A 19796-nucleotide genomic window follows, 5' to 3' on the forward strand; every position below is an offset into this window, starting at 1 on the left:
GCTCGGGGGCGGCCGGCCTGTCCCACGGGGGAAATCACGACGGGCTCACGACGGGCTCACGACGGGCTCACGACGGGCTCACGACGCAGGGCGGCGGGCGCGGGCGATCTTCCGGTCGTGCGGGCCAGGTCGCCGGAAGATCTCCTCCGAGTCACGATTCGGCCAAGTCGGTTGCTGACCGTGTAAAGCCGCTGAATGATGAAGCGCGCGGTCGTGGGGGCGGTAGGTTGCGGCTGCTACCCAGCATGTTGGAGGGCCGACCCGGTCTCCGGCACCGATCACGACCCGGAGGTGACGGCATCCATGAGCACTCCCCTTGACCTCGAGCCCGGCGCGACCTCGGCTGAGCCCGAGTCGGTCCTGCAGGGCGAGAAGCGCATCGAGGGCAGGTCGCTGGGTCAGATCGCCTGGTCGCGGCTCAAGCGCGACAAGGTCGCCCTCGCCGGCGGCTTCTTCGTCCTCTACCTCATCGTCGTCGCGATTGCCGCGCCGCTCGTCGTCGGCCTGCTCGGCCACCCGCCGAACGAGTTCCACCAGGAGCTCATCGATCCCAACACCCAGATCCCGATCGGCCCCTACGGCGGCATGTCCTGGGACTTCCTCTACGGTCTCGAGCCGGTCAACGGCCGCGACATCTTCAGCCGCGTCATCTACGGCTCGCAGGTCTCCCTGCTCATCGCCTTCCTCGCGACCCTGCTCTCGGTGGTCATCGGCACGGTCCTCGGGGTCGTCGCCGGCTTCTTCGGCGGCACCATCGACACCCTGATCAGCCGCACGATGGACGTCTTCCTCGCCTTCCCGCTGCTCGTCTTCGCGCTGGCCCTTGCCGGCGTCGTGCCCGACGAGGCGTTCGGGCTCAAGGGCGACGCGCTGCGCATCTCCGTCATCGTCTTCATCATCGGCTTCTTCAACTGGCCCTACATCGGCCGCATCGTGCGCGGGCAGACGCTGTCGCTGCGTGAGCGTGAGTTCGTCGACGCTGCACGCAGCCTCGGGGCGCGCACGCCCTACATCCTCTTCAAGGAGCTGCTGCCCAACCTCCTGGCGCCGATCCTCGTCTACGCGACGCTGCTCATCCCGAGCAACATCCTCTTCGAGGCCGGCCTCTCGTTCCTCGGTGTCGGCGTCCAGYCGCCCACCGCCACGTGGGGCGGCATGCTCTCCGACGCCGCCCAGTGGTACCAGATCGACCCCTGGTTCATGCTCTGGCCCGGCCTCGCCATCTTCGTGACGGTGCTGGCTTTCAACCTCTTCGGGGACGGCCTGCGTGACGCCCTCGATCCGCGGTCTCGGTAACCCACCGCAGGCCGCATCCCGCAACACGAAGGAGCGCATCCACTCATGAGAAACACACGCGTGATGGTGGCCGCGACCGCGGCCGCCCTCGCCTTGGGTCTGTCCGCGTGCGCGGGCAGCACGACGCCGGGCACGACGCCCAGCGGCACGGCCGGCGGCGGCGGAGGTGGCACGACCCCTACCGCGAACGCCGCCCTGAGCGCGGTCTTCAACCCGTCCGACAAGAAGGGCGGAACGCTGCGTTTCGGCATCTCGAGCGACTGGGACTCCGTCGACCCGGGTGACACGTACTACGGCCTGTCGTGGGACTTCCTGCGCAACTACGCCCGTCAGCTCGTGTCGTTCAAGTCGGCGCCGGGCAAGGAGGGTGCGCAGCTCGTGCCCGACCTCGCCACCTCGCTCGGCAAGGCCAGCGACGGCAACAAGACGTGGACCTACACCCTTCGTGACGGCCTGAAGTACGAGGACGGCACGCCGATCACGAGCAAGGACATCAAGTACGGCGTCGCCCGCTCGCTCGACAAGGGAACGTTCCCCAACGGCCCGACGTACTTCAACGACTTCCTCGCCAACGTCCCTGAGGGCTACTCGGTCTACAAGGACAAGAACCTCGACAGCCTCAAGGCCATCGAGACGCCCGACGACAAGACGATCGTCTTCCACCTCAGCAAGCCCTTCGCCGGCTTCGACTACTTCGCCCAGCTGTCCAACACCTCCCCCGTGCCTCAGGCCAAGGACACCGGCTCGAAGTACAAGGAGCACGTCATCTCGAGCGGGCCGTACAAGTTCTCGGTCTACCAGACGGGCAAGCGCATCGAGCTCGTCCGCAACGACCAGTACGACCCCGCCACGGACCCGGACACGGGCCGCAAGGCGCTGCCGGACAAGATCACCGTCGAGATCGGCGTCAACGCCGCCGACCTCGACAACCGCCTCATGGCCGGTGACCTCGACATCGACCTGGCCGGCACCGGCGTGCAGGCTGCGGCGCAGGGCAAGATCCTCGCCGACCCGGCCCTCAAGGCCCGCACCGACAACCCGACGACCGCGCGCGCGAACTACGCGCAGATCAACGGCGACGTCGCTCCGTTCGACAACATCGACTGCCGCAAGGCCGTCATCTTCGCGGCCGACAAGACGGGCTACCAGCGCGCCTACGGCGGCGACATCGGCGGCACCATCGCCACCGGTCTGCTGCCCCCGATCATCCCCGGCTTCCAGGAGATGGACCTCTACAACTCCAAGTCCAAGCCGACCGGAGACGTCGACTCGGCCAAGGCCGCACTCGTCAAGTGCGGTCAGCCCAACGGTTTCGAGACCAACATCTCCTACCGCCCGGAGCGCCCGAAGGAGAAGGCCGCCGCCGAGTCCATGCAGCAGTCGCTCGCCAAGATCGGCGTCAAGCTGACGCTCAAGCCGTACCCGGCCGGTGACTACTTCAAGCTCTACGCCGGCAAGCCGGACTTCGCCAAGGCCAACAAGCTCGGCCTCATGGTGATGAGCTGGGGTGCTGACTGGCCTGACGGCTTCGGGTTCCTGCAGCAGATCGTCGACAGCCGCGTCATCCGCCCCGCGGGCAACACCAACCTCGGCATCAAGCTGCCCGAGGTCGACAAGCTCATGGACCAGGCGCTCAACGAGGCCGACACGACCAAGCGTGAGGCCATCTGGGGCCAGATCGACAAGGTCGTCATGGAGAACGCCGAGGTCATCCCCGGCGTCTGGCCCAAGTCGCTGCTCTTCCGCCCGGACACGATCGCCAACGTGTTCGTCAACGACGGCTACTCCTACTACGACTACGCCTCGACGGGCGTCGCCAACCCGTGACCCACGGACCCGTCCTCGGGTCCTCCGGTTCGAACCTTTTCATCGAAAGTAGGTGAAGGCGTGACGCGGCGACGAGCAGCATCGAGCTGCTCGTCGTCGCGTCCGGCCACCACATCGTGCTGACGTACCTGATCCGCCGGCTCTTCGCCGCCGTCCTGCTGCTCTTCATCGTGAGCGCGGTCGTCTTCGTCATCTTCTTCCTCGTACCTCGCATCGGTGGCGCGACGGCGGACGACCTCGCCTCCCGCTACGTCGGCAAGAGCGCCGGCGAGGCCCAGATCCACGCACAGGCGATCAAGCTGGGCTTCACCGACCCGATCTGGGTGCAGTACGGCCGGTTCGTCAAGGGCGTCCTCACGGGATCCGACTACGACACCGGTGCCGGCATCGACCACTGCCCGGCCCCGTGCCTCGGCTACTCCTACATCACGCAGAACCCCGTGCTGCCCGACATCCTCGACCGCCTCCCCGTCACCGGGATCCTCGCGGCGGGCGCCGCGTTCCTGTGGCTCGTCGGCGGCGTCGGCACCGGCGTCATCTCCGCGCTCAAGCGCGGGAGCGTCCTCGACCGCGGCTTCATGGGCGTCGCCCTCGCCGGCGTGTCCCTCCCGATCTTCTTCACCGGCCTGCTCTCGCTGACGATCTTCAGCTACGGCCTCAAATGGACGTATGCCGGAGGCGCCAGTCCCATGGACGCCACCGGTCCGCTCGACCTCGTCCATCGCATGCTGCTGCCCTGGATCACGCTCGCGTTCCTCTACGCGGCGTCGTACGCCCGCCTGACGCGCGCCGGCATGCTCGAGACGATGAACGAGGACTACATCCGCACGGCCCGCGCCAAGGGCCTCAAGGAGCACGACGTCGTCGTCAGGCACGGGCTGCGCTCGGCGCTGACGCCCATCCTCACGATCTTCGGTCTCGACCTCGGCCTCCTGCTCGGTGGCGCCGTGCTGACGGAGACGACGTTCTCGCTCCAGGGCATCGGCTACTACGCTGTTCAGGCGATCACGAACAACGACCTGCCGAAGGTGCTCGGCGTGACGCTCTTCGGCGCCGTGTTCGTCATCTTCGCGAGCCTCATCGTCGACCTCCTCTACGCCGTCCTCGACCCCAGGGTGCGCACCTCATGAGCCAGTCCACCAACGAGACCACGAGCCGCGCGGACGACCGCACGCGCCGCAGCGACAAGGGCGGCGCCACGTCGGCGAACACCCTCGACGGCATCGGGGGCCTGGGGGCCCCGGCCGCCGACGCGTTCCTGTCGGTGCGTGACCTCCGCGTCCACTTCCCCACCGACGACGGCGTCGTGAAGTCCGTCGACGGCCTCTCCTTCGACGTGGCCCGCGGCAAGACCCTGGGCATCGTCGGTGAGTCCGGCTCGGGCAAGAGCGTCACGAGCATGTCGATCATGGGCCTGCACAAGCCCGGCACGGTCCGGATGACGGGTTCGATCAAGCTCGACGACACCGAGCTGATCGGCGCCAAGGCCGAGCGCGTGCGCGAGCTGCGCGGCAAGCGCATGGCGATGATCTTCCAGGACCCGCTCTCGGCGATGCACCCCTTCTACACGGTGGGCCACCAGATCATCGAGGCCTACCGGATCCACAACAAGGTCAGCACGTCCGTCGCGAAGAAGCACGCGATCGACATGCTCGGACGCGTGGGCATCCCCCAGCCCTCGAGCCGGGTCGACGACTACCCCCACCAGTTCTCGGGCGGGATGCGCCAGCGCGCCATGATCGCGATGGCCCTGTCGTGCGACCCGGACCTGCTCATCGCCGACGAGCCGACGACGGCGCTCGACGTCACGGTGCAGGCCCAGATCCTCGACCTCATCCGCGACCTCCAGTCGGAGTTCAACTCGGCCGTCATCCTCATCACCCACGACCTCGGGGTCGTCGCCGAGCTCTCCGACGACATCATGGTGATGTATGCCGGCCGCTCGGTCGAGTACGCCACGGCCGACGAGGTCTTCACCCGGCCCCAGCACCCCTACACGTGGGGGCTGCTCAGCTCGATGCCCCGCCTCGACCGCGTGCGCACCGAGCGCCTGCGCCCCATCAAGGGCGCCCCGCCCAGCCTCATCAACGTGCCGTCGGGCTGCCCGTTCCACCCGCGGTGCGCCTACGCCGACCGCACGAACGGGCTGAGCCAGTCCGAACGGCCGCCCTTCGCCGAGACGCACCCGGGCCACTACTCCGCGTGCCACCTCACTCGCGAGGAGCGGACCGCGATCTGGGAGAACGACATCAGGCCGACGCTGTGATGCCCGCGCCGACCGTCCACACCGCGTCCGGCCGCGCAGCCCGCGACCTCAGCACAGGAGCCCCATCGTGACCACCACCCACGTCAAGCCGACCGCGTCCAAGCAGGCGGGCGAGTCGCTGCTGCAGGTCACCGGCCTGACGAAGCACTTCCCGATCACGCGTGGCCTGCTCCAGCGCCAGGTCGGTGCGGTCCAGGCGGTCGACGGCCTGACGTTCAACGTGTCGCGCGGCGAGACGCTGTCGCTCGTGGGCGAGTCCGGCTGCGGCAAGACGACGACCGGCCGCATGCTGACCCGCCTGCTCGAGCCGACCGGTGGCACGATCCTGCTCGAGGGAGAGGACATCACCCACTGGTCCGCCGGCAAGCTGCGGCCACTGCGCCGCGACGTGCAGATGATCTTCCAGGACCCCTACGGCTCGCTGAACCCGCGACACACCGTCGGCACCATCGTCGGGGCGCCGTACCACCTGCAGGGGATCAAGACCGAGCACGGCATCAAGCGTGAGGTCCAGGACCTCCTCGAGCTCGTCGGCCTCAACCCGGAGCACTACAACCGCTACCCGCACGAGTTCTCGGGCGGTCAGCGCCAGCGCATCGGCATCGCGCGCTCGCTCGCCCTCAAGCCCAAGCTCATCATCGCCGACGAGCCCGTGTCCGCCCTCGACGTGTCGATCCAGGCGCAGGTCATCAACCTCCTCGAGGACCTCCAGGACGAGCTGGGCCTGACCTACGTCGTCATCGCCCACGACCTGTCGGTCGTGCGCCACATGTCCGACCGCGTGGCCGTGATGTACCTCGGCAAGCTCGTCGAGATCGCCGAGCGCGACGAGCTCTACACGCGACCGATGCACCCGTACACGACCGCGCTGCTCTCGGCCGTGCCGATCCCCGACACGCAGCGGCGCACGAAGCGCGAGCGCATCCGCCTCGAGGGCGACGTCCCGAGCCCGGTCAACCCGCCGCCGGCCTGCCGGTTCCACACGCGCTGCTGGAAGGCCCAGGAGATCTGCAAGACGCAGGAGCCGCCGCTCGTCGAGCTCGCGCCCCTGCACCAGGTCGCCTGCCACTTCCCGGAGAACACCGACGTTCCGGCACCGGCCCGGGCGGGCGCCCCGCTCGGCGACGTCGTGCCCGACGACGCCCCCCGCGCGGACGCCACCGGTGCCCCCCTCACCCCCGAGCGGGACGCCACCGACGACGGCGACGGCTTGCGCGCCTGACCCTCGGGGAAGCAATCCCCCGTCGCCGTCGTTGAGCGGTGCATGAAGGTCGAGATCTGGTCTGACATCGCCTGCCCGTGGTGCTACATCGGCAAGCGCCGCTTCGAGAAGGCACTGGCCGCGTTCCCGCACCGCGACGAGGTCGAGGTGCAGTGGCGCAGCTACCAGCTCGACCCGACGCTGCCCGACCACCACGACGGCACGGAGCTCGACTACCTCGTCGACCGCAAGGGCATGTCGCGCGCCCAGGTGAGCCAGATGTTCGACCAGGTGACGGCGATCGCCGCCGACGAGGGCCTGCGCTACGACTTCGGGTCCGTCGTCGTGGCCAACAGCTTCGCCGGGCACGAGCTGCTCCACCTCGCGAAGGCCCGCGGCGTGGGCGACGAGGTCAAGGAGGCGCTGCTGTCGGCGCACTTCGAGCACGGGGAGGACATCGGCGACCGTGAGGTCCTCGTTCGCATCGGCGTCCAGTCAGGGCTCGACGCCGACGAGATCGCGCGCGACCTCGCGTCACACACGTGGCGGGACGCGGTCGTCGCCGACATCACCGCCGCGAACTCCCTTGGCATCAGAGGCGTTCCGTTCTTCGTGCTCGACGAGAAGTACGGCGTGTCCGGCGCTCAGCCCACCGAGCTCTTCACCCAGGCGCTCGAGCAGGCCTGGCGCGAGTCGCACCCCCTCGTCATGCTCCAGCCCGTCGCGACGGGGATCGCCACCGACGCCACCGACACGGTCGCCTGCGGGCCCGAGGGCTGCTGAGCGCTCCCCCGGGGTCACGCCGGCCGCGCTCGCATGGCCGCGACGAAAGGTGCCACCGGGCTGAGCCGGAGCACTTCGTCGAGCCGGCGCGTCACCGCCGTCGACCCGTCGAGGTGCACCCGGCCCGACCGCAGCGCCGTGGTCAGGGGCAGACGGCCGAGCCACACGGCATACAACGACGCCACGTCGCTGCTGATCGTCACGTCGACGGGGAAGCCCGGGTCGGTCATGCACACCGAGGGCGTGCCGTGCTCGACGAGGATCCAGAAGTGGCGCGCATCGTCGTCGAAACGCAGGTGGAGCACGTGCCGGTCACCCGCCAGGACGGAGGTGTCGACGCGCGTGTGCATCCACCAGACGAGCAGCTGGGCGTCGAGCTCCTCCGGCTGCGGATCGCCGAACATCCAATCGGCTCCCCACTGCGCCAGACCGAAGACGACCGGCTCGAGCGCGCGCCCCGATGGGGTCAGCACGTAGCGGGTGCCCGACCGCTCGACGACGCCGTACCGCTCGAGATGGCGCAGCCGCTTCGTCAGCAGCGTGCGCGACAGCCCGGGCAGGCCCCGCGAGAGGTCGTTGAAGCGCGTCGTCCCCGTCAACAGGTCGCGCAGGATGAGCAGCGACCACCGCTCCCCCACGACGTCCAGCGTCCGTGAGATCGGGCAGTACTGGCCCGCCCCGGGATCATGTCGTCCCATGGCCCACCTCCGGTCGGAGGCCGCGGACCCTGACCTGCACCGCGGCCCACCGCCCAGTATCGGTCCTCGACGTGCACCGCGTCAGTCCACTTCGTGTACTGGAGCCCGCGTCGGCCGCAGCGGACGCTGGAGACAGACGGCCCGGGTGGGCCGCCGGGCCGCCGGATCGCACCGGTCCCGTCACCGATGGAGGGAACGCGAATGACGACACACACCCGGACGACGGAGGCCACCGCCGCCGACGCCGCACTCAAGGCCCGGCATGCCGCCATGTGGGCGCTCGGCGACTACCCGGCCGTGGCCCGGGAGGTCATCCCGGAGCTCGGCCGCGTGCTCGTCGACGCGTGCCGCGTCGCGGCCGGACAGGACGTCCTCGACGTCGCCGCAGGGACCGGCAACGCCGCCATCCCCGCAGCCCGGACCGGCGCACGCGTCGTGGCGAGCGACCTCGCCCCCGAGCTGCTCGACGTCGGCCGCCGGCTCGCCGCCGAGGCCGGAGTCGCGATCGACTGGGAGCAGGGCGATGCGGAGGCCCTTCCGTATGCCGACGCCTCCTTCGACGTCGTCCTCTCGTGCGTCGGCGTGATGTTCGCGCCGCACCACCGGGCCGCTGCGGACGAGCTCGTCCGCGTCGCACGACCGGGCGGAACGGTGGGGCTCGCCAGCTGGACGCCGCAGGGCTTCATCGGGCAGATGTTCGCGACGATGAAGCCGTATGCCGCGCCGCCGCCTCCGGGCGCGCAGCCGCCCCCGCTGTGGGGCGACGAGTCGCACGTACGCGAGCTCCTCGGGAGCCAGGTCGCAGACCTCACCGCCGAGAAGCGTTCGCTCGCAGTGCATTTCGAGCACCCCGAGGACTTCCGGGACTTCTTCAAGCGCGCCTACGGTCCGACGATCGTCACCTACCGCGGCATCGCCGACTCCCCGGACGCGGTCGCAGCCCTCGACGCGGCCCTGCTGGACCTGGCCCGCGACCACCTGGACGCGCACGGGCGGATGGGGTGGGAGTACCTCCTCGTCACGGCCCGACGGGCGTGAGATCCGGTCCGTCCGGCTTAAGGGTTTCTTGACCCGGGCTTGAGGCGGCTGGTCGAGCGACTCCGTAGGCTCGGGAGGATCTTCCGCCTCCGGATGGAGTCATCGTGGGCTCGACCCCCGTCGGCGGTCGGCGCATGTGGTGGGGCGGCAGGGGCGGCGCATCTCGGCGGCGACTCGCCCCTGCACTGTGGGCGCTGCTCGTCGCCGCTGCCCTCGTCGTGCCGCTGTGGGCTCTGTGGTCGGCGCCCGACGGCGCGCACCAGGGGCCGCTGAGGGTGGTCTCGCTCGTCACGGCCCTCGCCGCCGCCTCGCTGCTCGTGCTGACGTTCGTGCTGCCGAGCCGTTTCCGCCCCGTCACGGGCTACCTCGGCGTCGAGCGGCTCCTGCGCAACCACCGAGCCCTGGCGCTCGCGGCGGTGGCGCTCGTCGTCGCCCACGTCGTCGTCGTGGTCCTGCGGCCCGGCCCGGGGATCGCGCTGCTCGACCTCCGTGTCGCGCCGCCACGCGTCTGGGCCGCGACCATCGCGACGGTGGGTCTGGTCGGCGTCGTCGCGCTGGGCCTCAGCCGCCGGCGCCGGCGGCCACGGTACGAGGGGTGGCGCCTCGTCCACGTGCTGCTCGCGCACGTGGTGCTCCTCGCGACGGCACTGCACGTCCTGTGGCTGGACGACCTGACCCGCTTCTCGTCAGCTCGCCTCTGGTTCGAGGGTCTCGCCCTGCTCCTCGTCCTCGCCTTCGTGCACCGCTGGGTCTGGCGACCCCTGCGGTCCTACCGCAACCGCTATGTCGTCGACGAGGTGCGGCACGTCTCGCCGACCGCGACGACCCTCGTGCTGCACGCCGCCGGTCACTCCGGCGTGGCCTTCCGGCCCGGACAGTTCGCCTGGCTCAAGATCGGCACCTCGCCGTACGTCTTCGAGGAGCACCCCTTCACCATCGCCTCGGCCGCGACCGAGCCCTGGCGCAAGGAGTTCACGATCAAGGGCATGGGCGACTTCAGCGAGCTCATCGCGGGCCTGCGTCCCGGACGCAGCGTCTTCATCGACGGACCGCACGGGTCGTTCACCCTCGACGGACTGCGCTCCGACCGCTTCGTCCTCATTGCCGGCGGCGTCGGCATCACCCCGATGCTCAGCATGATCCGCACCCTGGCCGACCGGGGCGACGAGAGACCCGTGCTGCTCGTCGTCGCCGGCCGCACGGCCGACGACCTGCTGCACCGCGCCGACGGGAAGCACCTCGGCGAGCGACTCGACCTCCACGTGGTCGAGATCCTCGAGGAGCCGCCGGACGAGTGGGACGGCGAGGTGGGGCGGTTCACGGCGGCGGTGCTCGAGCGGGCTCTGCCCCAGCGTCGGTCCAAGCAGGTCGTCGACTACTTCGTCTGCGGACCCGGGCCCATGGTGGCCGCCGCGACGGAGATCATCGGCGACCGCGGCGTGCCCTCGCGGCGCATCCACACCGAGCTGTTCGACGTCGTCTAGGTACGCCCGCCGAGCCGCTGGGCCAGCCAGACCGGGATGGTCGAGAGGACGATGAGCACGATGCGACGACGTTGACGACGGGCGCCTGCCGGTCGTCACGTCGTCGGACCCGACGTGGGTGACGGACGACCTGCTCCGGGGACCGCCGTTCCTCGTGCTCTCACCGCGCTGAGGCTCCACCTCAGCGGGCGGACGTCCGCGGGGGCGCCGGTCGCGCGGACGTCCCTCGCGCCCGCTCACGCCCTGCCATGGCCCTCCAGAGCAGCAGCGAGGTCCCGAGCGTGGCGGCGAGGCCGGTGAGGAGCAGCCAGGTCAGGGGACGGTCGGTGTAGAGGTCGGACCGCGCCCGCACGGCCCCGACGAGGATGAGCGTCAGCATGACGACCTCGACCTCGACCATGAGCCGCAGGCGTACCCACCTGGTGTCACGGAGCACGACGAGACCGGCGCTGCCGAGGCAGAAGACCGCACCGACGACGCGGCACGTGAGCGGTGTCAGCAGCCACGGCCAGACCGGGATCACGAGGCTCGGGACGGCGAACATCACGAGGCCCTGCGCGAGCGCGAGGCCAGCACCGCCGGCGACGACCGCCCGCGCACCCGGCCGGAGGCGCAGCTCGTCGGGGCAGGGCAGCGCGGCGACCCTGGTGTTGGCCACCCAGGCCGCGAGCACGAGGAACGGGGCGACGAAGTAGAGCGTGGCCCAGAGCCAGAAGGCGACGTGGCCGTGGTTGAACCGGTCCCAGTGGATGACCGTGGCGACCCCGAGCAGGGCCGCGAAGAGGGTGACGGACAGCAGGCCGGCACCGACCCGCGCCCACCGCCGCTCACGCGCGACGCGGACGAAGAACCACGCCCCGCCGAGATAGGCCGACCCGAGCACCATGGGGGTCAGGCTCGGCCTGATCGTCCAGGCGAAGAGGCGCCCGGTGTCGGACGGGAAGCCGTAGAGGATGACGAACGCGGTGAGCAGGATCGGCACGAGCACGACGCAGAGGACCCGGGTGGCCGGCAGGACGCGGTCGTCCCTCCGAGTCGTCGAGGGCGGGGACGCAGGGTCGACGCGCGCCACGGCCCCTCAACCCCTCGATCGTCCGACCGCGTCGAGGTCGACGAGGGCGCTGGCCTGCGTGGGGTCGAGGTCGAGGCCCGCCGCCCCCGCGACGAGCGCGTAGAAGCGGCGCATCAGGTCACGCGCACGCTGGGGGTCTTTGTCGGGGAAGGGCGCCCACGCCTGGTTGGCCCGGAGCACGAGCCACGCACCGCGCAGCGTGTCGGGCCCGTTCATCCCGACGCCCGCCGCCACCATCGCCACCGACGCGCGCAGGAACGTCGCCCATTCGTGCCGGTAGTGGGCCACCCACGCATCCGTCTCGCGCTGCCCGACGGCGACCGCGGCGAACGACCTGGGCCCGTGCGTCCGTGCTCTCATCCGGCCTCCTCGACCAGGAGCGCCCCCGCGCGACGGCGTCCGGATTCGACTGACACCGTGCGACTCCCGCTCCAGAATAGGAGCGAGGGGCGGCATGCGTGAGGAGAACGCGATGACCGGAACCGAGGGTGGGCGCACCATCGACGACGTCCTCGAGCGGATGACCGCGACCCTCGAGCAGATACCGCCGGAGCTCTCCGCCCGGCGAGCGTTCCTCGCCACCTACCAGCGCACGACGCGGGCCGTCGGCGACGCCATCGAGGCCGCCGCCTTCGAGGACCCGGAGTGGGTCGAGGTGTGGGACGTCGTCTTCGCCGACCTCTACCTCGACGCCCTCGACGCCGACCTGTCGGGTGACCCGGGACGTCAGCCACCGCGGCCGTGGCGGCTCGCGTTCGGGGCTCCCGCCGACCTGCCGCCGCTGCGGCAGGTGCTCCTCGGGATCAACGCGCACATCAACTACGACCTGCCGCAGGCCCTCCTCGGCGTCATCAGCGACGCCGACTTCGCCGACCCCGTCCTGCTCGACCGGCGGCGACGCGACCACGAGCGCATCGACGGGGTGCTGTCCGCCCGGGTCGCCGCGGAGGACGACGAGCTGGCCACCCTGAGTGCCAAGAGCGCGCTCGACCGGGTGCTGACGCCGCTCAACCGCGCCGCCTCGACCCGCTTCCTGCGCGAGGCCCGCAACAAGGTGTGGCACAACACGACCGAGCTCCAGCGGGCTCGCGTCGACGGCCCGGAGGCGTATGCCGTCCGGCTCGCCGAGCTGGAGGTGCTCAGCGCCGCTCGCATCGCCGACCTGCTCGCCCCCGGACAGGTGCTGCTCCGGCTGGCCGTGGCCGGCTTCGGCGTCGTGCTGCCACCGGCGCGCTGACGCCGCCACACGCATACGCGAGCAGGCCTCCCGGACACAGGAGAGGCGCCACTCGCTCGGGGGTCCGAGTGGCGCCTCTTCTGACCCCTCCATCGGCAGGGCCAGCCGGGGCGTTACAGCGATCCGAGAAGTTTGTTCCGCGCCATCCACCTCAGCCGCAACACGGGGCTCACGCGCTGGCAACCGCGGCGTCACGTCGGCCGGTCACCGTGGTGTGACCAGCCCCGACGAACGGAGGCCAGACGCCATGACGACGACCGAACGAGGGATCGCCCTCGTCGCCCACGACAACAAGAAGCCCGACCTTCTCCGGTGGGCTGCCTTCAACAGCGAGACGCTCGCGAAGCACCGCCTCTTCGCCACGGGCACGACGGGCACGCTGCTGCAGTACGAGCTGGGCCTGCCCGTCACCCGGCTGCTCAGCGGTCCGGTCGGTGGCGACCAGCAGATCGGCGCCCGGATCGCCGAGGGCCTCATCGACCTGCTCGTCTTCTTCTGGGACCCCCTCGAGCCCCAACCGCACGATCCCGACGTCAAGGCGCTCCTGCGGGTGGCCGCGGTCTGGAACACGGCCGTCGCCTGCAACGTCGCGAGCGCCGATCTGATGATCTCCTCGCCCCTGCTCTCGGGTGACTACACGCCGGTGCGTCCCGACTTCGGCGACCGCTCCCTGACCGACGACGTCCCGGCGGGTGGGCCGCCCCTCGTGGCCTGACGTGCGCGCCGGGGACCGTGCCCGCCACGCAGGGCGTGTCAGGGCGGCCCCTTCTGGTCAGGTCTGCTGCACCGGGTCCGTGGCCGAGGTCGATCGGGTGGCGGCCGCCCGAGGAAGCCGCGCGGCAGCGGCGAGGCCCGCCATCCCGACCACGCCCAGAGCGGCCATGGCGAGTCCGTAGCCCCGTTCCGGGGTCGTCGTCAGACCGGCGACGAGGATCGTGCCGGCGACGGCCGTCCCGAGGCAGGAGCCGAGGTTGGAGACGCTTCGCGACAGCCCCGAGATCTCGCCCTGACGGTCCTGGCTGAAGCTGGACTGGACCACGTTCACCGAGGGGGTCAGCATCGTGCCGAGGCCGACGCCGATCATGAGCAGCCCTGGGATGAAGGCCCAGGCGTTCGACGACCCCGTCACCAGGGCGAGGAGCAAGGCGATGCCGCTGGTCGAGATGGCGAAGCCCGCCAGGATGAGAGTCCGCTGGGCGAGACGTTGGGCTAGACGGCCGGCTGCCAAGGAGGAGACCAGCAGGCCGACCGTGGCCGCCGTGAAGATCACGCCGGTCGAGATCGCGTCGTAGCCACGGACCACCTGCAGGTACGCCGAGACGACGAACGACACACCCATGAGGATCAGCCACTGCGCGCTCTGCGTGATGAGCCCCAGGTTCGAGGTGCGGTTGTGGAAGAGCGAGGTGGACAGCAGCGGTTCCTCGCCTGCGCGTTCCATGGCGATCACCGAGCGGAAGAACCAGAACAGCACCGCTGCACCGAGGGCGAGCAGGGCGACCATCAGCCAGCCGCTCTCGTCGGCAGCGAGGATGCCCATGACGACGAGCACGAGACCGACCGCGGACAGCACCGCCCCGCGCGTGTCGAACTGACGCGTGGGATCCGCTGGCACGGGGTCCTCGATCCGCCGGCTGAGCAGGACGATGACGCCCACGACGACGGCCTGGAACAGGAACGCTGCCCGCCAGCTGACTGCCGAGGTGATCAGGCCACCGATCAGTGGGCCGGCTGCGGCCCCGACCCCGCCGAGGGCACTGATGACGCCGAACGCGCGGGCCCGTGAGGTGGTCTCGGTGAACAGCATCGTCGTCAGGATGTAGACCGGCGGGATCAGCAGGGCCGTGCCGACCCCCTCGAGGATCGAGTTGCCGAGGATGAGGACCCCCAGACCAGGGGCCGCCGCACTCATGAGGGCGCCGATGCCGTAGAGGACGAGACCGACGGTGAAGCAGCGCCGCCGGCCGTACCGGTCGGTCAGCTTGCCGGCCGGGATCATCAGCGCGGCCATGACGAGCAGGAAGATCGTGATGGCCGTCTGCACGCCCTGCACCGTCGTGTCCAGGTCTTCGCTGATGTCGTTGATCATGACGTTCATGTTCGAGCCGGCAAAGCTGCAGATGAACTGGGCCAGGGCCAGCGGGATCAGGACCCGGCGCAGGTCGGTCGAGGTCCGGGCCACGGCTGGTGTGTCGTTCATGGCGTTGCTCCTACGTCGGTGGGATCGGGGGGCCGTCCGCGAGTGAGGCCCTCGCCCGGATGAGCTCGGCGACGGACCAGGCCTGGAAGGGGCAGCCGGTCGCGCCATGCGGCGCGTCCCCGTCCGCCGTCTCGGACACCGAGCCGAGCCCGAACTCGGACAGGTGCAGCTCGAGTCCGTCGAGGAGGCCGGTCGTGTCCTCCTGGGCACGGCGCACCGCGTCCACGTACGGACCCATGAGCCAGGGCCAGACCGTTCCCTGGTGGTAGGCCCGGTCACGGGCGGCGGGGCCGCCTCGGTGTCGGCCGAGGTAGGCGGGGTCCTCGGGCGACAAGGACCGAAGCCCGACCGAGCTCGCCAGGTCGGCGCGGCAGGCAGCGACGACAGCCGCAGCGGCCCGGGGGTCCTGCACGGGGCCGTGGGGCAGCGACGCGGCCAAGAGCTGGTTCGGGCGGCACTCGGTGCGCGCCTGTCCGGCGTCGTCGACCAGGTCGGGCAGGCCGTTCGGGCCGACGGGGAAGAGAGTCATGAAGGAGGTGATTGCCTTGTCCCGCAAAGCGACCCAGTCTTCGGTGGCGCGCCCGACCTGTTCCAGCAGGTCGATGGCGCTCCCGAGCCCGTTGATCCAGAGCGCTTCGACCTCCACGGGACAGCCGGAACGCGGGGTGACCGGCCGGCCGTCGATCCGCGCATCCATCCAGGTCAGGGCCCATCCGTCGGCCCCGCCCCGCACGAGACCGGTGGCCGGGTCGACGCGGATGCCGAAGCGGGTGCCGGCCCGATGTGCGGACAGGATGTCGACGACGGTGTCGGCGAGCTGCGCGGCCAGGTCCAGGTCAGCGGTGCCTGCGACGTGCCGACCCAGTGCGTGCAGGAACCAGAGCGTGGCGTCGACGGTGTTGTACTCCAGCGTGCCGACGTCAGCGGTGTTGGCCAGCATGCCCTCGGACACGCTGTCGGCCGCTCGGACGAGCACCGAGCGGCCCTCCTCGGCCCGGCCCGTCGCGAGGAACAGTCCCTCGTAGGAGGTGAACAGGTCACGCGACCACTCACCGAACCACGGGTAGCCGGCCACCGCGGTGGGGCCGCTCGGGGTCCGCACCACGAACCGGTCCGCCGCGACGGCCAGGGTCCGATCGACAGCGCCACGTGCACCGGCCTGCACCGCCAGCGCGTCGGCACGCGCCCGGGCGTCGGCCACGAGGGCCACCGCGTCCGGAGACGGGGCGCCCAGGTCTGTCGTAGCCGTCACCGCGAGCACGTCACCGGCCCTGAGCTCGGCGGTGAAGGTGCCTGCGGCCCAGAGGTCCTCGGTCGCACCCAGCCCTCGGGCCGCCTCCTCCCGATGGTGGACCCCGCGGTACCACTCGCCCCCGGGACGGTAGTTCGGGCCCTCCACCCGGTAGGCGGACTCGAAGACGAGGCCGGACCCGGTCGGCTCCACGTCAGGGTCGGCACCGGCGAACCGGTCACCGTGCTGGTCGCGCCACGTGCAGAGCGGAGTCACCTCCAGGCGCGCCTCCCCGCCGAGCAGGCGGTGCACCACCGCCACCGCGCTGAGACCGTGAGCCATGGCCACCTCGACCTCGAGCTGGACGGCGCCGAGGTCGAAGCGCCATCGCGGCACCCCGTCGGCCAGGTCGAACGAGGCGAGCTGCTCGTGCCCGCGGGGATCGACGACGCCCCCTTCCCACTCGTGGGTCGACAGCCGGATGCGGCGGTCGCCGACCACCACGACCGTGTCGAGCGCGGCCAGCCCGAGCATCCGGGACGCACCAGCCGGTGCCGTGGGGGCCAACAGCAGGCCGTGGTATCGACGGGTGTGCAGGCCTGAGACCGTGCCGGAGGCGTACCCGCCGAGCCCGTCGGTCACCAGCCACTCCCTCGACGATGCCTCGTCGAGGGAGCCGCAGACACCCCGACCGAACGCGATCCCGGTGGCGGGCCTCGGGGGGCTCACGGGCCCCACGGCTGCTCGCTGCCGGCGAACGGGTCGGGCCGGCAGATCAGGTCTGCCACGAGTCCGGTCCACCCGGTCTGGTGACTGGCTCCCAGGCCGGCGCCGTTGTCGCCGTGGAAGTACTCGTAGAAGGTCACGTTGTCCCGCCATCGGGGGTCGTCCTGCAGCTTGTCGACCCAGCCGTGGCAGGGCCGACGGCCGTCGGGGCCCCTGAGGAACAACGAGATCAGACGCCGGCGCAGATCCTCGGCGCAGTCGCCCAGGCCCTGCGTGCGTCCACTGCCCGTGGGGTACTCGACCTCACCCGCTGCACCGAGTGAGTGGGCATAGCGCTGGAGGTTGCGCAGCACGAGGTAGTTGACCGGCATCCAGACCGGTCCGCGCCAGTTGGAGTTGCCGCCGAACATGCCCGTCGTGGACTCGGCGGGCTCGTAGTCGACCGTGACCGTCGACCCCGCGAGCTCGAGCGACACGGGGTGCTCAAGGTGGTACCTCGACAGCCCTCGCAGCCCGTGCGAGGACAGGAACTCGTCCTCGTCGAAGACCCGGGCCAGGACCCGGCGCACCTCCTTCGCCGGGACCACGCCCAACGCGACCGCCTCGGTGCCGGGAACCGGGACCACTCGTCCAGCGCCGCGGTCCGGGTGGCTGGAGTCCTGTCGGCCGAGGAAGCCCGAGAAGCGCTTCTGGAGGGTCGCCAGCGTTGCCAGCAGGTCGGGCCCCACGACGACCATCCCCATCAGCGGCAGCACCCCCACCATCGACCGCACCTTGATCGGGACCGTGCTGCCGTCGGTGGAGTGGAAGACGTCGTAGAAGAAGCCGTCCTCCTCGTCCCAGAGTCCCTGGGAGTGCATGGCGTCGACGATGAGGACGAAGTGCTCGATGAACTTCACCTCGATGTCGGTCCAGGCGTCGTCCTTCTCGGCGAGGATCCTCGCGATCTCCAGGAGGGTGAGCGAGTAGAACGCCATCCAGCTCGTCCCGTCCGCCTGCTCCAGTCGACCACCCGGCGGCAGGTGCGACCTGTCGATGGCGCTGATGTTGTCCAGACCGAGGAAGCCACCGGCGAAGAGGTTGTCGCCCTCCGGGTCCATCCGGTTGACCCACCACGTGAAGTTCATGAGCAGCTTGGGCATCAGGCGGGCGAGGAAGTCGGTGTCGCGCCTGCCGTCGATGTCCCACACGTGCAGGGCCGCCCAGGCGTGCACGGGCGGGTTGGCGTCGCCGAAGGCCCACTCGTAGGCCGGGAGGGCCCCGTTCGGGTGCTGGAACCACTCCCGGCAGAGCACGAGCAGCTGGTACTTGGCGAACGCCGGGTCGAGATGAGCCAGGGCGACGGTGTGGAACGCCATGTCCCAGGCAGCGAACCAGGGGTACTCCCACGGATCCGGCATGGACAGGATGTCGCGGGCGTCCACGTTGAGCCAGCCGGCGTTGCGCCCGGACCGTCGTTCCGCCGGCGGTGGGGGCTGCGTGGGGTCCCCCTCCAGCCAGCGCTTCACGTCGTAGCGGTAGAACTGCTTGCCCCAGATCATCCCCGCGAAGGCCTGCCGCGCCACCAGGCGGGCGTCCTGCTCGACGTCTGCCGGGATCACCTCGGCATAGAACTCGTCGGCCTCGGCGCGACGCTGCTCGATGACTGCGTCGAACGGCGCGCCGAAGGCGGGCGCCGAGGACGGCGCCCGGAGGCGGACGCGCACGACCTGCGTCTCGCCCGGGGCCACGGTCAGGCGGTACCAGGCCGCGCTCTTCGACCCGACCCGTTCCGGGTTGACCGTCGGCGCGCCGGTCACGACGTGGTCGTTGACCCCGTCCTTCGGGTAGTCCGCTGAGGAGTCGGAGCCGTACAGCCGCCGGCTGTTGGTCTCGTTCTCGCAGAACAGCAGCTCGGGCGACTCACCGGTGGGCCCGGGCGCGAGCTCCCACTCGAGCTCGCCGAACCGCGGGTGCTCCACCGCGACCCGGTCGGGGCCCGTCGCGCTCAGCGAGGGCCGGGTGGCGCCCACGTCCCAGGACCACGTGTTGCGGAACCACAGCTGCGGCAGGACGTGCAGCGTCGCCACGTCGGGGCCCGCATTGGTGACGCGGACCTCCATGAGCAGGTCGTACGGGTCGGCCTTGGCGTGCACGACGTCGACCACCCAGTAGCGGTCGTCGTCGAAGACACCCGTGTCCATGAGCTCGTACTCCGGCTGCGTCTGGTCGCGAAGGCCGTTCTCGGCCACGAGGGCGGCATACGGGTACTCGGCCTGCGGGTAGTGGTACCGCCAGTGCAGCCACGCGTGGCTCGGCAGGGCGTCGAGGAACCACCAGTACTCCTTGACGTCCTCGCCGTGGTTGCCCTCGGGGCCGGTGAGGCCGAACATCCGCTCCTTGAGGATCGGGTCGCGGCCGTTCCACAGCGCCAGGGCCATGCACAGGTTCTGGTCGACGTCGCTGACGCCTGCCATGCCGTCCTCGCCCCAGCGGTAGGCCCGGGAGCGGGCGTGGTCGTGGGGGAAGTAGTCCCAGGCAGCCCCGCCGGCGCTGTAGTCCTCACGCACGGTTCCCCAGGCCCGCTCGGAGAGGTAGGGCCCCCAGTCGTACCACGGGGTGGCCCCGTGGAGGCCGTCCTCGGGGTGGCTGAACGAATCCACCCTGCTGCGTTCCGTTCCGGACATGTGGGCTCCCCTTCGTCGGAGGTCCAGTACAGCGGATGAAGATGTCGACGGGATGAACTCCGTGACTCGGC

16 protein-coding genes are annotated in these 19796 nt (G+C 70.6%); 10 read left to right on the forward strand and 6 right to left on the reverse strand.

Annotated features, from left to right (window positions below):
• The first annotated feature begins 303 nt into the window (after window positions 1-303).
• The 6 genes from AB4Y83_RS03530 (at window position 304) to AB4Y83_RS03555 (ending at window position 7373) form a co-directional block, all read left to right on the forward strand.
• Window positions 304-1296, forward strand: coding sequence for an ABC transporter permease (locus AB4Y83_RS03530; protein ID WP_442296041.1), 993 nt, complete (start codon window positions 304-306; stop codon window positions 1294-1296).
• 45 nt (window positions 1297-1341) lie between these two features.
• Window positions 1342-3123: an ABC transporter substrate-binding protein gene (locus tag AB4Y83_RS03535; protein ID WP_442275147.1), complete on the forward strand. Its 1782-nt coding sequence runs from the start codon at window positions 1342-1344 to the stop codon at window positions 3121-3123.
• 116 nt (window positions 3124-3239) lie between these two features.
• A complete protein-coding gene (locus AB4Y83_RS03540; protein WP_442275148.1) occupies window positions 3240-4253 on the forward strand; it encodes an ABC transporter permease in 1014 nt (337 codons plus the stop codon).
• Entirely contained in the window at window positions 4250-5389 is a 1140-nt protein-coding gene (locus tag AB4Y83_RS03545) for an ABC transporter ATP-binding protein (protein WP_442275149.1), read from the forward strand. Before AB4Y83_RS03540 ends, AB4Y83_RS03545 begins: the two co-directional genes overlap by 4 nt.
• A gap of 67 nt (window positions 5390-5456) precedes the next feature.
• On the forward strand, window positions 5457-6611 hold the full coding sequence (locus tag AB4Y83_RS03550; RefSeq protein ID WP_442296042.1) for an ABC transporter ATP-binding protein: 1155 nt from the start codon (window positions 5457-5459) through the stop codon (window positions 6609-6611).
• A 42-nt stretch (window positions 6612-6653) separates the two neighbouring features.
• Window positions 6654-7373: a DsbA family oxidoreductase gene (locus AB4Y83_RS03555; protein WP_442296043.1), complete on the forward strand. Its 720-nt coding sequence runs from the start codon at window positions 6654-6656 to the stop codon at window positions 7371-7373.
• Window positions 7374-7387: 14 nt separating this feature from the next.
• Here AB4Y83_RS03555 and AB4Y83_RS03560 read toward each other — a convergent pair whose 3' ends face one another.
• Window positions 7388-8071, reverse strand: coding sequence for a winged helix-turn-helix transcriptional regulator (locus tag AB4Y83_RS03560; protein WP_442275152.1), 684 nt, complete (start codon window positions 8069-8071; stop codon window positions 7388-7390).
• A 201-nt stretch (window positions 8072-8272) separates the two neighbouring features.
• Here AB4Y83_RS03560 and AB4Y83_RS03565 point away from each other — a divergent pair, with 201 nt between their 5' ends.
• Together AB4Y83_RS03565 and AB4Y83_RS03570 are read left to right on the forward strand one after the other, a co-directional pair.
• Complete coding sequence (locus tag AB4Y83_RS03565) at window positions 8273-9109, forward strand: class I SAM-dependent methyltransferase (protein WP_442296044.1); 837 nt, start codon at window positions 8273-8275, stop codon at window positions 9107-9109.
• Between the two features lie 104 nt (window positions 9110-9213).
• Window positions 9214-10593, forward strand: a complete 1380-nt coding sequence (locus tag AB4Y83_RS03570) for a ferredoxin reductase family protein (protein WP_442296045.1) — start codon at window positions 9214-9216, stop codon at window positions 10591-10593.
• Between the two features lie 181 nt (window positions 10594-10774).
• Here AB4Y83_RS03570 and AB4Y83_RS03575 read toward each other — a convergent pair whose 3' ends face one another.
• A complete protein-coding gene (locus AB4Y83_RS03575) occupies window positions 10775-11665 on the reverse strand; it encodes a hypothetical protein (RefSeq protein ID WP_442296046.1) in 891 nt (296 codons plus the stop codon).
• Window positions 11666-11671: 6 nt separating this feature from the next.
• Window positions 11672-12025, reverse strand: coding sequence for a hypothetical protein (locus AB4Y83_RS03580; RefSeq protein ID WP_442296047.1), 354 nt, complete (start codon window positions 12023-12025; stop codon window positions 11672-11674).
• Window positions 12026-12137: 112 nt separating this feature from the next.
• Here AB4Y83_RS03580 and AB4Y83_RS03585 point away from each other — a divergent pair, with 112 nt between their 5' ends.
• Window positions 12138-12902, forward strand: coding sequence for a DUF5995 family protein (locus tag AB4Y83_RS03585; RefSeq protein WP_442296048.1), 765 nt, complete (start codon window positions 12138-12140; stop codon window positions 12900-12902).
• A 247-nt stretch (window positions 12903-13149) separates the two neighbouring features.
• The gene (locus tag AB4Y83_RS03590; RefSeq protein WP_442296049.1) at window positions 13150-13617 is read left to right on the forward strand and encodes a methylglyoxal synthase; all 468 of its coding nucleotides are present in this window, start codon (window positions 13150-13152) and stop codon (window positions 13615-13617) included.
• A 57-nt stretch (window positions 13618-13674) separates the two neighbouring features.
• Here AB4Y83_RS03590 and AB4Y83_RS03595 read toward each other — a convergent pair whose 3' ends face one another.
• The 3 genes from AB4Y83_RS03595 to AB4Y83_RS03605 form a co-directional block, all read right to left on the reverse strand.
• On the reverse strand, window positions 13675-15102 hold the full coding sequence (locus AB4Y83_RS03595) for an MFS transporter (protein WP_442296050.1): 1428 nt from the start codon (window positions 15100-15102) through the stop codon (window positions 13675-13677).
• A 10-nt stretch (window positions 15103-15112) separates the two neighbouring features.
• Complete coding sequence (locus AB4Y83_RS03600; protein ID WP_442296051.1) at window positions 15113-16975, reverse strand: amylo-alpha-1,6-glucosidase; 1863 nt, start codon at window positions 16973-16975, stop codon at window positions 15113-15115.
• An 83-nt stretch (window positions 16976-17058) separates the two neighbouring features.
• On the reverse strand, window positions 17059-19725 hold the full coding sequence (locus AB4Y83_RS03605; protein ID WP_442296052.1) for an MGH1-like glycoside hydrolase domain-containing protein: 2667 nt from the start codon (window positions 19723-19725) through the stop codon (window positions 17059-17061).
• Between the last annotated feature and the right edge of the window lie 71 nt (window positions 19726-19796).

It is taken from the genome of Terrabacter sp. RAF57, from assembly GCF_052113925.1.
Taxonomy (GTDB): Bacteria; Actinomycetota; Actinomycetes; order Actinomycetales; family Dermatophilaceae; genus Terrabacter.